Annotated in this window: 9 protein-coding genes; 5 read left to right on the top strand and 4 right to left on the bottom strand. The window is 70.7% G+C overall.

Annotated features, from left to right (window positions below; genetic code table 11):
• Positions 1-43 precede the first annotated feature (43 nt).
• Both AB5L97_RS06445 and AB5L97_RS06440 read right to left on the bottom strand, forming a co-directional pair.
• A complete protein-coding gene (locus AB5L97_RS06445) occupies positions 44-1216 on the bottom strand; it encodes a transglycosylase family protein (protein WP_369046926.1) in 1173 nt (390 codons plus the stop codon).
• Between the two features lie 239 nt (positions 1217-1455).
• The gene (locus AB5L97_RS06440) at positions 1456-2424 is read right to left on the bottom strand and encodes a TatD family hydrolase (protein WP_369046925.1); all 969 of its coding nucleotides are present in this window, start codon (positions 2422-2424) and stop codon (positions 1456-1458) included.
• A gap of 99 nt (positions 2425-2523) precedes the next feature.
• On the opposite strand from AB5L97_RS06440, the gene AB5L97_RS06435 reads away from it, so the two are divergent.
• Genes AB5L97_RS06435 through AB5L97_RS06425 form a run of 3 tightly spaced genes read left to right on the top strand, consistent with a single transcriptional unit; the run spans position 2524 to position 7297 of the window.
• Positions 2524-3582 (top strand): AAA family ATPase, encoded by a 1059-nt coding sequence (locus AB5L97_RS06435; RefSeq protein WP_369046924.1) that lies wholly within the window; start codon positions 2524-2526, stop codon positions 3580-3582.
• Positions 3583-3590: 8 nt separating this feature from the next.
• The gene (locus AB5L97_RS06430; RefSeq protein WP_369046923.1) at positions 3591-4952 is read left to right on the top strand and encodes a DUF58 domain-containing protein; all 1362 of its coding nucleotides are present in this window, start codon (positions 3591-3593) and stop codon (positions 4950-4952) included.
• A complete protein-coding gene (locus AB5L97_RS06425) occupies positions 4949-7297 on the top strand; it encodes a transglutaminase TgpA family protein (protein WP_369046922.1) in 2349 nt (782 codons plus the stop codon). The genes AB5L97_RS06430 and AB5L97_RS06425 overlap by 4 nt, the downstream gene beginning before the upstream one ends.
• Before the next feature lie 70 nt (positions 7298-7367).
• Here AB5L97_RS06425 and AB5L97_RS06420 read toward each other — a convergent pair whose 3' ends face one another.
• Positions 7368-8849, bottom strand: coding sequence for an NAD-dependent succinate-semialdehyde dehydrogenase (locus AB5L97_RS06420; protein ID WP_369047368.1), 1482 nt, complete (start codon positions 8847-8849; stop codon positions 7368-7370).
• A gap of 207 nt (positions 8850-9056) precedes the next feature.
• The gene (gene rsmI / locus AB5L97_RS06415; RefSeq protein ID WP_369046921.1) at positions 9057-9941 is read right to left on the bottom strand and encodes a 16S rRNA (cytidine(1402)-2'-O)-methyltransferase; all 885 of its coding nucleotides are present in this window, start codon (positions 9939-9941) and stop codon (positions 9057-9059) included.
• A gap of 52 nt (positions 9942-9993) precedes the next feature.
• On the opposite strand from rsmI, the gene AB5L97_RS06410 reads away from it, so the two are divergent.
• Both AB5L97_RS06410 and AB5L97_RS06405 read left to right on the top strand, forming a co-directional pair.
• Positions 9994-11616: a dolichyl-phosphate-mannose--protein mannosyltransferase gene (locus AB5L97_RS06410; protein WP_369046920.1), complete on the top strand. Its 1623-nt coding sequence runs from the start codon at positions 9994-9996 to the stop codon at positions 11614-11616.
• Positions 11617-11707: 91 nt separating this feature from the next.
• The gene (locus AB5L97_RS06405; RefSeq protein ID WP_369046919.1) at positions 11708-13597 is read left to right on the top strand and encodes an AMP-dependent synthetase/ligase; all 1890 of its coding nucleotides are present in this window, start codon (positions 11708-11710) and stop codon (positions 13595-13597) included.
• Positions 13598-13631 lie beyond the last annotated feature (34 nt).

Raw genomic sequence — 13631 nt, 5'->3', positions numbered from 1 at the left:
TCCTACCGTCGCGGCCGGCCGGATCCGCCGGTGCACCGTGTGCTCAGCCGCCGACGGCGGTGCGGCAGCCCCAGGGCGCGAGCCCAGCCTTGGCGTAGTAGGTGTTCGCCACGGCGATCTGCTGCTCGCGCGAGGCGAGCGAGGCGTTGGGGGCGTACTGGCCCCCACCGTTGGCCATCCACGAGGAAATGTCGAACTGGAGGCCACCGTAGTAGCCGTTGCCACTGTTGATCGACCAGTTGCCGCCGGATTCGCACTGGGCGATCTTGTCCCACATCGCGCCGTTCATTACCGCAGGGGCGGCAGCACCCGTGTTTGCACCGGCAGCCTTCGGCTTGGTGCCGACAAGGACCTTCTCGGTGACGGGTGCCTTCGTGGTCGTCTGGGAAACGAGGGTTCGCTGGGCCTCGCGGCCGTCCACGGTCACGAGCTGGTAGGTCTTGTCGACCGTGCCGTCCACGCCCGCCTGGACCACCTTGGTATCGCCCACCGTGAGGTCGGCGCTGTCGGTCTTCTCGGTGCTGTAGGGGAGGGGCTCGGAAACGGTCCTCGCCCCGGAGGTGTCCACGCGCGTGACCTTGACGGCCATGTTCGCCACGATCGGCGCGCTGCGCGGGGCCGAAACGCGGTCCGCGGTTCCCGGGGTGATCCCCAGCTCGGTGAGGAGGTCCGCGACGGTCGCGGCCGTCGTCGTGCGCGTCACGGGGTTGCCGTCCACGATCACGGTGACGTCCTTGGCGGTTGTGATCGCGATGCGGGCGCCGTCGGAGTCGAGATGGGCCGAGCGGTCCAGGGAGACGAGCGCCGTGGAGGCGACGCCGAGCTGGCTCACGAGTCCGGCGACGTCGGGCGAGGTCGTGTCCACGATGCGCTGCGCGCCGTCGAGGTCCACGGTGACGCGCTTGGCGCGGCTCACGGTCACCACCGCGCCGTCGTCGACCGAGGCGTCAAGCGCTGGCGAGATCTGGTCTGCTCCTCCGAGCTCCACGGACGCGCTCTTCACGACCTGGTCGACGGTCGAGGCGAACGTCGTCACCGTGCTGGCCTGGCCGTCCACCGTGAGTGTGACGGTCTTTCCATTCGCGACAAAGGCCGTGGTCCCCAGTGCGAGGGCCGCTACGACGGCTGCCTGGCCCGCGATGCGGACGGGAGAGCGGCGGGCTGCCGGGTGTGTGGGGGCCAAGCGTGCTGCGCGGCGCGCGGAGTGTCTGCTCACAAGGGTCCGATCGTCGGTCCGTCCGGGTACGGATCGCCGCAGACACGGGCAGCCGTGACTCCGCTGGGGCGCACGACGGCGCACCAGCGGCATTGCTTCTGCCTCGCCCGGGGAGGGGCATGTGTCCGGCGGATCCCCCGACCCCGGCTATTGAACATCCACTGTAACCGAAACGTTATGTAGCGGCCAATCGGATCACGGATCGGCCACGTTGAGGGCCCGCTCGCGGTCGCCCCGGCTCAGGTCCAGGACCCGTAGGCCTCCTCGGTGTTCGCCGAGAGCCTTGAGCACAGCTCGGCGAGGTCCGCCCCGAGCACCTCGGCCATCGAGCGCACGGTGTACGGAACCATGTAGCTCGCGTTGGGCCGGCCACGGTACGGGTGCGGAGTGAGGAACGGCGAGTCGGTCTCGACGAGGATCCGAGACGGCTCTGCCATGGCGATGGCGCGTCGGAGGTTGTCGGCGTTCTTGAACGTGAAGGTGCCCGCGAAGGAGAGGAACCAGCCGTTCTCGTTGCAGGTCCGCGCGAGCTCCTCGTCCCCCGAGAAACAGTGGAAGACGACCTGCTCGGGTGCGCCCTCCTCGGTGAGGATGCGCACCACGTCGTCGTGCGCGTCGCGATCGTGGATCTGGAGCGTCTTGCCGAGCCGCTTCGCGAGGTCGATGTGCCAGCGGAAGGAGCTGTCCTGGACGGCGAGCGCATCGCCCTTTGAGCGGAAGTAGTCGAGGCCTGTCTCGCCGATCGCCCGGACGCGGGGGTGCTGCGCGAGCTGCTCGATCTCGGCGTACGCCGCGTCGAGCTCCCCGCGGGCCGCATACAGCGGTGCGTCGTTGGGGTGGAGGGCGACGGCGCCCAGGAGCCTCGCGTCGATCTCGAGCGCCTCGACGGTGAAGCGCGAGGACGGAAGGTCGCAGCCCACCTGGACGGCTCGGTCCACGCCCACGGCGGCCGCGGCGTCGAGCGCCTCCTTGACGCCGACCTCGACGAGCCCATCCCGGAAGTTCAGGTGAGTGTGATTGTCCACGACGGGCACGGGGAGCGGCTCCGGCGCGGGCGGGTACTCGAGGCGCCGCCTGCGTCCGGACTCGTCGGTGGCCTCCCGGCGCCCGGCCGGGCTGTCCTCGGCGGAGCGGCCGGCGGCGGCGTCAGCGGCGTCGTCGGCCTCGTCAGCCCAGCGGTAGGCGGCAGGGGCATGGGCAGAACACATGGCCTCAACTCTAGTGCGCCCGTCCGCGAAGCCGCGGCAGCGGGTAACGTGGAGCTAGGCGTGACGAAGGGCACATTGCGGCGGGTCGGGAGGGGACACATGGATGGTCACGAGAACGGCACCGATCGGGCAACGGCGTCGGTCAGCCCCCTCCGCGCGCTCCACCCCGCGGGTCGCCCCGAGCCCATGGACGCGGCACGCTTCAAGGCCACGTGCGAGCGGATCCTCGCATCGATCGGCACCGTCATCGACGGTCAGGCCGAGGCCGCTCGGCTCGCGCTGACCGTGCTCCTCGCCCAGGGCCACCTCTTGGTCGAGGACGTTCCCGGCGTGGGCAAGACCTTGCTCGCCAAGACCTTGGCCCGTTCGATCGACTGCTCGGTGAGCCGCATCCAGTTCACCCCGGACCTGCTTCCGAGCGACGTCACCGGCGTGTCGATCTACAACCAGGCCACGCGGCAATTCGAATTCCGGCCCGGCGCCGTGTTCGCCAACATCGTGATCGGCGACGAGATCAACCGCGCCTCGGCGAAGACCCAGTCGGCGCTGCTCGAGTGCATGGAGGAGCATCAGGTGACGGTGGACGGCACCTCCTACACCCTCGGGGAGCCGTTCATGGTGGTCGCCACGCAGAATCCGATCGAGATGGAGGGCACCTACCCCCTCCCCGAAGCCCAGCGGGACCGCTTCATGGCGCGCATCTCGATGGGCTATCCGGACGCGGCCGCCGAGGCTGAGATGCTCGAGGACCACCAGTCCGACTCCCCTCTGCTCAAGGTCGAGCCGGTCGCCGACGCCGCGGAAGTCCGCTCGATGATGGCGACCGTCAAGGATGTCTTCGTCTCCGCCCCGGTCAAGGAGTACACGGTGGCGCTGGGCAGGGCGACACGCTCAAGTGAACGCATCCGTCTCGGAGCCAGCCCGCGCGCTGTCCTCCAGCTGCTCCGCGCCGCCAAGGCCCGGGCCGCGCTCTCCGGGCGGGACTTCGTGCTGCCGGACGACGTCGCCGCGATGGCACCCGCGGTCTTCACCCACCGCCTCGTCCTGGACCGGCGTGCTGCCAGCAGCGGCCTCACCGCCCCCGCGGTCCTCAAGGCACTCGTGGATTCCGTACCAGTCCCGGCCGCGGGGGCACCCGCGGTGCGCCGCCGAGGATAGGGCGGACGGTGGGCGAGGCGCCCCGGACCGATTGGCGGGGCACCCTCACTGCACGCGGCTGGGGCTTCGTGGCCGCGGCCGCCGTGGCTCTCATAGCTGCCCAGATCATGGGCCGCCGGGACCTCCTGCACCTTGCTGTCTTCCTCGCGCTCATCCCTACCGCGGCCTTCCTCTCCAACCTCCTGATCCGGCCGTCGATGACCGTGCGGCGCGAGCCCCGGCCCGAGGTCGTCGAGGCCGGGCAGCTCGCCGAGGTGGTGCTGGGACTGGCCCACAGCGGCCTCCTGTCCGGCCGGATGTCGATGGCGGAGCAGCTGCCCGATTCCCTCGGAACGGGCCCGTCGTTCGTCTACCCCGGGCGGTCGATCGCCCGCGATGGATCGAGCCACTACCGCTACGAGCTCGCGTGCCCGCGCCGCGGCGTCTTTGCCCTAGGCCCCGTCGAGGCGCGGCACACCGACCCGTTTGGGCTTGCCGAGCGCCACAGCCGGATCGGTTCGACGGCGCCGCTCACCGTCACGCCCGCCGCCGTGCCCCTCGCCACGTCTGTCCTCGCGGGGCTGCGCGGCGCCGAGGGCCCCATTGCCGCCCGCATCCAGTCGATGCCGAGCGACGACGACGTCATGACCCGCGAATACCGCCACGGCGATCCCATGCGCCGCGTCCACTGGGCCGCCACGGCCCGGCAGGGCGAGCTCATGGTCCGGCAGGAGGAATCGGCCGTCTCCCCCGAGGCGACGCTCGTCGTCGACCTGCGGCGCTCGGCCTTTCCCCAGCCGGGGCGCGACGACCTCGAGGGCCCAGACTCCCCCGCGTTCGAATGGGCGGTGACGGCTGTCATGTCCATAGCGTCACATCTCTCGGACCTCGGCTATGCCCTGCGGCTCCTCGAGCCGAGCGGCGGGCTGGCCCTGGCCCGCTCGGCATCCGCGCCGGAACCGGACCTCCCCGAATACTCCGGCCGCGACGGCCTCGCTATGGTCGCCGAGGGGCTCGCCGCCCTCACCCCACACGAGGCGTCCGCAGGTGAGGAAGGATTCAGCGACCGGCTCCTGGACCGACTCGAGGGACACCGGCACCGCGGACCGATCGTGGCTGTGCTCGGGCGGACCACGCGAGCCGAGGCACTCCAGCTGGCCCAGGCCGCCGGCTTTGCCGAACGCGCTCTCGCTATCATCATCACGCCACGGACAGGATCCTCCCGCGAGTCCATCGAGGCGTTGCGCGACGGCGGATGGCTCGCCGTCGAGGCGACGCCCCGCTCGTCGATCGCCCGCGTCTGGGCGGCTCTGACCGGGGACACCCCGACGCGGGGCCGGACCAACGAGGGAAGGATGACGGACGGCGGCGGAGAGAGGAGCTCGGCATGAGGCGCCGAGGTGCCCAGTGGCGGCACGTGCCGGCAGAGGTCTTCCTTGCCGTCGCGATCGGCGGCGGATCGGTCGGATATGGCGGCGTGCTGCGCGGCTGGACCTGGCTGTACCCCGTCCTCGTGGTAGTGGGCGCAGTCCTCGCCGGCACGACGCTGGCCCGCACGCTCCGCTGGCACCCTGTGCTCGTGGCTCTGGCAGGCCTCGTGGGCTGGACCGTCGGCATGGACTCGATGTTCTTCCGCGATGCGAGCCTCCTCGGCGTCATTCCGACGGCGGACACGCTCGGGGCGGTCAAGGAGGCCTTGGACCAGGCCTGGCGCACGGTCGCGTTCGACGCCGTCCCCGCATCTCCGAATATCGGCATCGTTGCACTCACTGCCGGTGCCCTCGGCCTCATTGCGCTCATCACTGAGACGATCGCCATCTCGTGCCGCATGCCCGCGGTCTCCGGGGTGGCGATCCTCGCCGTGCTCGTGGTCCCTGCGGTCCTCAAGCCGGAGAGCGTCGGGGCGGTCGGGTTCGCAGCGTCCGCGGCGGGTTACCTCGGCCTCCTCGCCACGGCGGGATCCGCAGAGCCTGCAGGGAAGAGCGCAGGCAATGGCGCAGGCACGGGCGAGCGCACCGCGGCCGCACTCTCCCCCGGACGCCTCGCCGTGCTCCTCGCCGCAGTGGTGGCCGGCGCCCTCGTCATCCCCCAGATCATCCCCGGGTTTGACCGAGGCACGTTCCCCGAAGGTGCCCGGCTCCACAGCATCGGCCAGAACGTGGGCCTGAACCCCCTCATCAGCCTCGGCAGCGACCTCCGCAGCTCCAACGCCCTGGGCGTCCTGAAGTACGCGACCAATTCGCCCACTCCCGTGTACCTGCGCACCGTGACGGTGGAGGACTTCAACGGCAGCACGTGGGGACCCGAGAACCACGATGACCAGCTCCAGCGACCCATCACGCAGATCACGGACGGGGCCGCCCCGACCGTGCCGTCGAACACCACGATCACCGTCATCACCACCGGCGACTTCACAAGCCCCTATCTGCCCGCCCCCTACGCCCCGCAGGCGCTCGACGGCGTGCGCGGCGACTTCGGGTGGGACCCGAGCGATCTGAGCGTCAAGGGCCAGCCGGCGTCCAGCCAAGACCAGCTCTACGCAGTCCGCTCGGCCATGCCGCAGCTCACGGCGGCGGCCCTCGGTGGGGCAGCGACGCGCCCGCGGGGCATCGACCTCATCGCGGCCGAGGTCCCCCGCGGCGTCCCCCAGAGCGTGCGGACAGCCGCCGAGCAGGTTACCAAGGGGGCTCAGACCAACTACGCGCGCGCGCTCGCGATCCAGACATGGCTGCGCACGTTCCAGTACTCCGAGAAGACCCCCGTCGAGGACGGATACGACGGGACAGGCATGGATGTGCTCGAGACGTTCCTGCAGAAGCGCTCCGGGTACTGCATCCACTTCGCCGCAGCGATGGCCGTCATGGCCCGCGTCGTCGGCATCCCGAGCAGGATCGCCGTGGGATTCGCCCCCGGGCACCCCACCGGCCAGACCGTCACGGTGCCGTCCGAAGGGGCGCTCCCCGAGTACCAGGTCGACGGCCGCGACGCGCATGCGTGGCCCGAGCTGTACTTCCAGGGGCTCGGCTGGGTCCCCTTCGAACCCACACCGTCCCGCGGCGTCCTCCCCTCATACGCCTTCACCGACACCACCGGCGCCAGCGGAAGCACCAATCTCGACAACCCCAACGACGGCCTCCGCGCCAATCAGAACGGCGAAACGTCATCCCCCGCGCCCGTCGCGACCCCGCCGGCCGCGTCCGGTCCCGCCGAGCCCACGCCCTGGATCCCCGCGCTCTACGCGGCGCTGGGCGTGCTGGCCCTGGCCATCGTCGTCGCGCTCCCGGCAGGCGTCCGGGCAGCGCAGCGCCGGCGCCGGCTCAACCGCGGCCTGAGGGGGATCTGGGAAGAGCTCGAGGCGGTGGGGTTCGACCACGGCCTTGCTCCCGATCCTTCTGACACGCCGCGCACCTATGCGCACCGGCTCGGTGCGTGGAGCGCGGACGACGGCGGGCTGCATCGCGCGCTCGATACCCTCACCGCCGAATACGAGCGGCAGGAGTTCGGCCGCCCGGGCTATGAGGCCGACGAGGACGCAGCCCGCGCCGCCGTCACCGAGGTGCACCGCGCGGGGCGGCTCGCCCAGCGCCCTGTGCACCGCGCCCGCATCGCCGCGCTCCCGCCGTCGTCCTTCGCCTGGCTGCGGCGTGCCGCGGCGCGACTGGCCCCCGCGGCCAGGGCTGCGGGGGCCAGGGTGCGCTCCATGGCGCGGCGCGCGTGGCGGCGGAAGAAGGACTAGCGCCCGTCAGACCGCGTAGGGGTCCGCGATGCGGTGTTGTCCCTCCGCCCGCCGGGGTCGGGTATCGCCGTCAGACCGCGTAAGGGTCCGCGATGCCGATGTACTGCGTCGTCGTGTACTCCGCAATGCCCTCGGAGCCGCCCTCACGGCCCAGACCGGACTGCTTGACGCCGCCGAATGGCGCAGCCGCGTTGGAGATGACGCCGGCGTTGAAGCCGACCATGCCGAACTCAATCTGCTCGGCCACACGGAACATGCGGGCGTAGTCGCGCGTGTACAGGTATGAGGCGAGGCCATACTCGCTTGCGTTGGCGAGGCGGATGGCGTCCTCCTCGGTCGCGAACGTCGTGACCGGGGCAACCGGGCCGAAGATCTCGTTGCGGAGGATCTCGGCGTCGTTGGGGACGTTCGCCAGCACGGTGGGCTGGTAGAAGTAGCCGTCGCCGTCGACCACCGCGCCGCCCGTGGCGAGCGTCGCACCGGAGGCGACAGCCTCCGTCACGAGCGCGTGGACGTCCTTGCGGGCGCCACCGTCGATGAGCGGTCCCACGTTCGAGGCCGTCTCAGTGCCACGGCCCGGCTTGAGTGCGGCCATCGCGGCGGCGAACTTCTGGGTGAACTCCTCGGCAACGGAGTCCTGGACCAGGAAGCGGTTCGCGGCCGTGCAGGCCTCGCCCATGTTGCGCATCTTCGCGGCCATCGCACCCTCGACGGCCTTGTCCAGGTCTGCGTCCTCGAAGACGATGAACGGCGCGTTGCCGCCGAGCTCCATCGATGTGCGCAGCACGTTCTGGGCTGCGTCCGCCATGAGCCTGCGGCCCACCGGAGTGGAGCCCGTGAAGGAGACCTTCCGCAGACGGTGGTCCTTCATGAGGGGGCCCGAGATGCTCGACGCGGAAGAGGACGAAACGACGTTCACCACACCTGCGGGGACACCCGCCTCGACGAGCACCGAGGCGAACAGCTGCGTGGTCAGCGGCGTGAACTTGGCCGGCTTGATGATCACCGTGCAGCCCGCGGCGAGCGCCGGGCCCACCTTGCGGGTCGCCATGGCGAGCGGGAAGTTCCAGGGCGTGATGAGCAGCGCCGGGCCAACGGGCTTGCGCGTCACGAGGATCTTGTTCTTGCCCTCGGGCGTCGTGAGGTAGCGGCCGTAGTCGCGCACAGCTTCCTCTGAGAACCAGCGCAGGAACTCGGCACCGTAGGTGACTTCGCCGCGCGACTCGGGAAGCGGCTTGCCCATCTCGAGGGTCATGAGCAGCGCGAAATCCTCGGCGCGCTCGGTCACGAGGTCGAAGGCGCGGCGCAGGATCTCGCCGCGCACCCGCGGCGCCGTCCGGGCCCACGAGGCCTGGACAGCGGCGGCGGCGTCGAGCGCGGCCATGGCGTCCTCGCTCGTGCCATCCGCGATCTCGAGGAGGGTCTTGCCCGTCGCAGGGTCCTCGACCGCGAACTTCTTCCCGCCCGTGGCTTCGCGCCACTCGCCATTGATCAGCAGGCCGGTGGGAACCTTCGCGAGCAGTTGCTGCTCGCGCTCGGGGGTGACAGCGATGTTGTCGGACACGTCGACTCCTTCGTGGGCACGCTCGACGGCGAGCGTGGGGTGGACTGCTTCCACGCTAGGCCCCAGAGAGCCCGGGTGTCCATGCTGACCAGCACGGCTGTGATGGACTTCACCTGTGCACTTGCACAATTGGCTTCCGCGGGATTCTGGGGTTTTTCGGGTTTTCGGGTTTCGGGGCTTCGGGGTCTGCCGCGGTCAGCGAGCAGCCACGACGGCGGCGTAGAGCTCGCGCTTGCTGGCTCCCGCGTCCTCGGCGACCACAGCCACCGCATCCTTGAGGCGGGTGCCCGCTGCGACAAGGTTCTGGACCTGCTCGACGAGATCCTCAGTCCGAGCCGGCGGCGCCTCTGCGGCGCCCTCGACCACGATGGCGATCTCTCCCCGCACCTCCCCCGCCTCGGCCCACCCCGCAAGCTCGTCGGCACTGCCCCTGCGGACTTCCTCGTACGTCTTCGTCAGCTCACGGCACACGGCCACGCGGCGCTCCGCCCCAAACGCGTCGGCGAGCGCCCTGAGCATCACGGCGAGCCGGTGCGGGGCCTCGAAGAAGACCATCGTGCGCCGCTCGGTGCGCAGCTCCCCGAGTCGGGTGGCGCGTTCCCCCTGTTTGCGCGGCAGGAAGCCCTCGAAGCAGAATCGGTCCGTGGGCAGGCCCGAGAGTGCCAGCGCCGTCAGCACAGCCGATGGCCCCGGTACCGCCGTGACCGCGAGCCCCTGCGCAACTGCCGCCTCGACGAGCCGGTAACCGGGGTCCGAGACCGCGGGCATCCCGGCATCCGTGACGAGCAGGACGGTCCCGCCGGCGGCCACCGCGTCCAGGAGTTCGGGGGTCTTCGCCGCCTCGTTGTGCTCGTGGTAGCTCACTACGCGCCCGCGCGGCTGCACGCCCAAACCGTGCACGAGGCGCTGGAGCCGCCGCGTGTCCTCGGCCGCGATCACGTCCGCTTCGCCGAGCAGTTCAACTAGCCTCCGGCTGGCATCGCCGAGGTTGCCGATGGGCGTCGCCGCCAGGACCACAGCCCCGCCGACGTGATCACTGGGCTCGTCTGCCGGATCGGCGGGGGTCTCGGGATGCTGCACCGCCCCAGCCTACGCCAGAGCAGGCCACCGACCCCCGGTAGCATGGGGCAGGATGGCCACCCCGACCCGTACCCGTGCGCAGGTTCGCAGCTGGAACTCGTCCCGCGCCCTCATCGTCGACCCCGCCCGCGCGGCCTCCGAGGGTGGGGGCGAGCCTCGGGCAGTCAGGCGCGACCGCCTCCTGGTCTGGCTCATCCCCGTGGTCGTGGGCCTCATCGCCGGGCTCCTGCGGTTCTGGCAGCTGGACCGCCCCCACGCCCTCGTCTTCGACGAGACGTACTACGTCAAGGACGCGTACTCCTACCTGCTCTCGGGGGTAGAGCGGAGCTGGAGCCAGAACGCCAACGACCTCTTCGTCAATGGCGACATGTCCGGCCTGCTCGCCTCGCCCGAGTACGTAGTCCACCCTCCGGTGGGCAAATGGATGATCGCCGTCGGCATGGCGCTGTTCGGGCCCGGAAGCTCCTTCGGGTGGCGTTTCTCCGCCGCGGCGGTCGGCACCCTCTCGGTCATGCTGACGGCCTGGGCCGCGCGCCGCCTGTTCCGCTCGCACATCCTCGCGGCCGCCGCCGGTGTGCTGCTCGCCATCGACGGCCACCATCTGGTCATGTCCCGCACGGGCATCCTCGACATCTTCCTGTCCTTCTGGCTCCTCGCCGCCTTCTGCGCGCTCCTTCTCGACCGCGACGACGGCCGCCGCCGCCTCGCAGCACGCCTGGGGCGGCTCACCGGGGCGGACGGCAGGATACGTCCGACGGCGCTCGTCACGGGACCGTGGCTCGGCGTGCGGTGGTGGCGGATCGCCGCCGGGGCGTGCCTCGGCCTCGCGGTTGGCGTCAAGTGGTCCGGCCTCGCGTTCGTGGTGGCCTTCGGCCTTATGACGGTCCTCTGGGACGTGGGGGCCCGGCGGCAGGCCGGGGTGCGCGCGTGGTTCTCCGGGGCTCTTCTCCGCGATGCACCCCTCGCCGCCGCGAGCATCCTCGTGACCGCAATGGCCGTGTACCTGGCCTCGTGGACGGGGTGGCTCCTCTCGGACGACGGCTTCTACCGGCACTGGGCGGAGGCGGACCCCGACCCCGCGTGGAACTGGGTTCCGGCGTCGCTGCGCTCGCTCGCGCATTACCACCAGGAGGCGTACTCCTTCCACAACAGCCTCTCGACCCCGCATCCATACGCCTCAAGCCCTTGGAGCTGGCTCCTCCAGGGCCGGCCGGTCTCGTTCTACTACACCGAACCGCCAGGGGTATGCGGCGTGGAGCACTGCTCCTCCGCGGTCCTGTCCGTGGGCAACCCGCTGATCTGGTGGGCCGGGACCGTCTCGCTCCTCGTGGTCCTCCTCCTGTGGATCGGCCGGCGCGACTGGCGGGCGGGCGCGGTCCTCGCGGGGGTCGCCGCCGGCTACCTGCCGTGGTTCATGTACCCGGACCGGACGATGTTCGCGTTCTACGCGCTCTCCTTCGAGCCGTTCCTCATCCTCGCGCTCGCGATGGGCCTCGGGTTGGTGCTTGGCCGGCCTACCGACCCGCCCGGCCGCAGGCAGGCCGGCCTCCTCGCGGTCGGTGTCTTCGTGCTCGCCGCGCTCGTCGTGTCCGCCTACCTCATGCCCCTCTGGACCGCGGAGCCCATCCCCTACCTGGAGTGGCGCCTGCGGCTGTGGATGCCGAGCTGGACCTAGCCGGATCCCGGACTCCGGACGCGTGGGATATGCCGCGGTAGATGGCAGGATGGGTCCCGGGGGAAGCGCGGAGCGGACAGAGGGAGAGCACGTGGCTGACGAAGCGAGGCCCACACCGGGACAGCGCCGACCCCGGACTGAGGTGTCCGCCGAGCTCCTCGAATTGCTCCCGCCCGAAGCCAACGTGACTCATCTCCTCGAAGCACGCGTGGCCGAGGCCCCCGACTCAGAGCTTTTCTCGCGGCGCACCGAAACGGGCTGGGAGCCAGTGAGCGCGGACCAGTTCCGCCGCGAAGTGACCTTGCTCGCCCAGGGCCTCATCGCAAGCGGCCTCGACGCCGGGGAACGCGTCGCGATCCTCTCGTCGTCAAGCTACGCGTGGGCCCTCGTCGACTTCGCGGTGTGGTACGCCGGCGGCGTCCCAGTGCCGATCTACGAGACGTCCTCGACGTCGCAGATCGCCTACATCCTCGCCGACTCCCGTGCGCGACGCGTCTTCGTCGAGAACGAACACCTTGCGCTCACGGTGCAGGAGGCCATCAGCTCGACGCCGGAGCTGGCCAACACATGGCTCCCAGTCACGCTCATGAGCGAAGACGGCTCAGGCTCGCACCTCGTGTCCCTCACGGGTCCGGGCCTCGGGGTGTCTCCCCGGGAACTCGAACGGCACCGCGCCGCCGCGAACCTAGACTCCCTCGCGACGCTCGTCTACACCTCCGGCACCACGGGACGCCCCAAGGCCTGCGAGATCACCCACGGGAACCTCGCGCTGCTCGCAGTGAACCTCCGCGCCCATCTGCCCGAGGTCGTGCGGCCGGGCGCGCGCACGCTCATGTTCCTGCCGCTCGCACACGTCCTGGCCCGCGCCGTCCAGATCACCTGTGTGGCCGCCGGAGTCGTGATCGGGCACTCACGCCAGTCCACGCTGCTCGAGGACCTCGCCACCTTCCGGCCGACTTTCCTCCTTGCGGTCCCCCGCGTCTTCGAGAAGGTCTTTGCGGCCGCCGAGGAGCGCGCTGCGGAGGGTGTCCGGGGGACACTCTTCGAGCGCGCGGCCGCAACCGCGCGGGAGTATTCCCGAGCACTCGACGACGCGGCCGCCGGACGAGGTCACCGCCCCGGTCGCCGGCTGCGGGTCCGGCACGCCGTGTTCGAACGGCTCGTCTACGGGCGGATCCGCGCGGCGTTCGGCGGCCATGTGTCCTCGATCGTCTCGGGAGGCAGCGCCCTAAGTCCTTCGCTTGCACACTTCTTCCGCGGCGCAGGGCTACCGGTGCTCGAGGGCTACGGGCTCACAGAGACCACCGGACCGTGTACGGTCAACACCCCCACCGCCACCCGCGTCGGCAGCGTAGGGCAGCCGTTGCCGGGCACCTCGATCCGCATCGCGGAGAACGGCGAGGTGCTCGTCAAGGGGATCGGTGTGATCCGCGGGTATGGCGGCTCAGATCCGGCGGTCCAGGTCGGCACCCCAGTGCCGGTCTCGGCCTTCCACGAGGACGGCTACTTCGCCACCGGGGACCTCGGTGCGCTCGACGACGACGGTTTCCTGACCATCACGGGCCGGCTCAAGGACGTGATTGTCACGGCTGGCGGGAAGAACGTGCATCCGGGCCCGCTGGAGGACGCACTGCGCGAATCAGAGCTCGTGGCACACGCGATCGTGGTCGGCGAGGGCCGGCCCTTCATCGCTGCCGTCATGGGGCTCGACGGCGATCAGCTCGGCTCCTGGGCGCGTCGCCGCGGGCGCGTGCTCACCGTCGCCGAAGCGGCATCCGATCCCGAGGTCATCGCGGAGATCCAACGCGCAGTGGACGCCGCGAACGCCACCGTCTCCCGCGCCGAGTCGATCCGCAAGTTCGTCGTGCTGCCCAGGGAGCTCACCCTCGAGGACGGCGATCTGACACCATCACTCAAGCTACGGCGCCAGTCGCTCAACGACTCGTTCCCCGAGGTGCTCCCGGAGCTCTACTCCCACTGACTCCCCGGTCGGGCTGAACCCCTCCTCGGAGGGA

Source organism: Sinomonas sp. P10A9 (genome assembly GCF_041022165.1).
Lineage (GTDB): Bacteria > Actinomycetota > Actinomycetes > Actinomycetales > Micrococcaceae > Sinomonas > Sinomonas puerhi.
The sequence above is the reverse complement of the archived record's forward strand: the minus strand, read 5'-3'. Positions and strand labels throughout refer to the sequence as shown.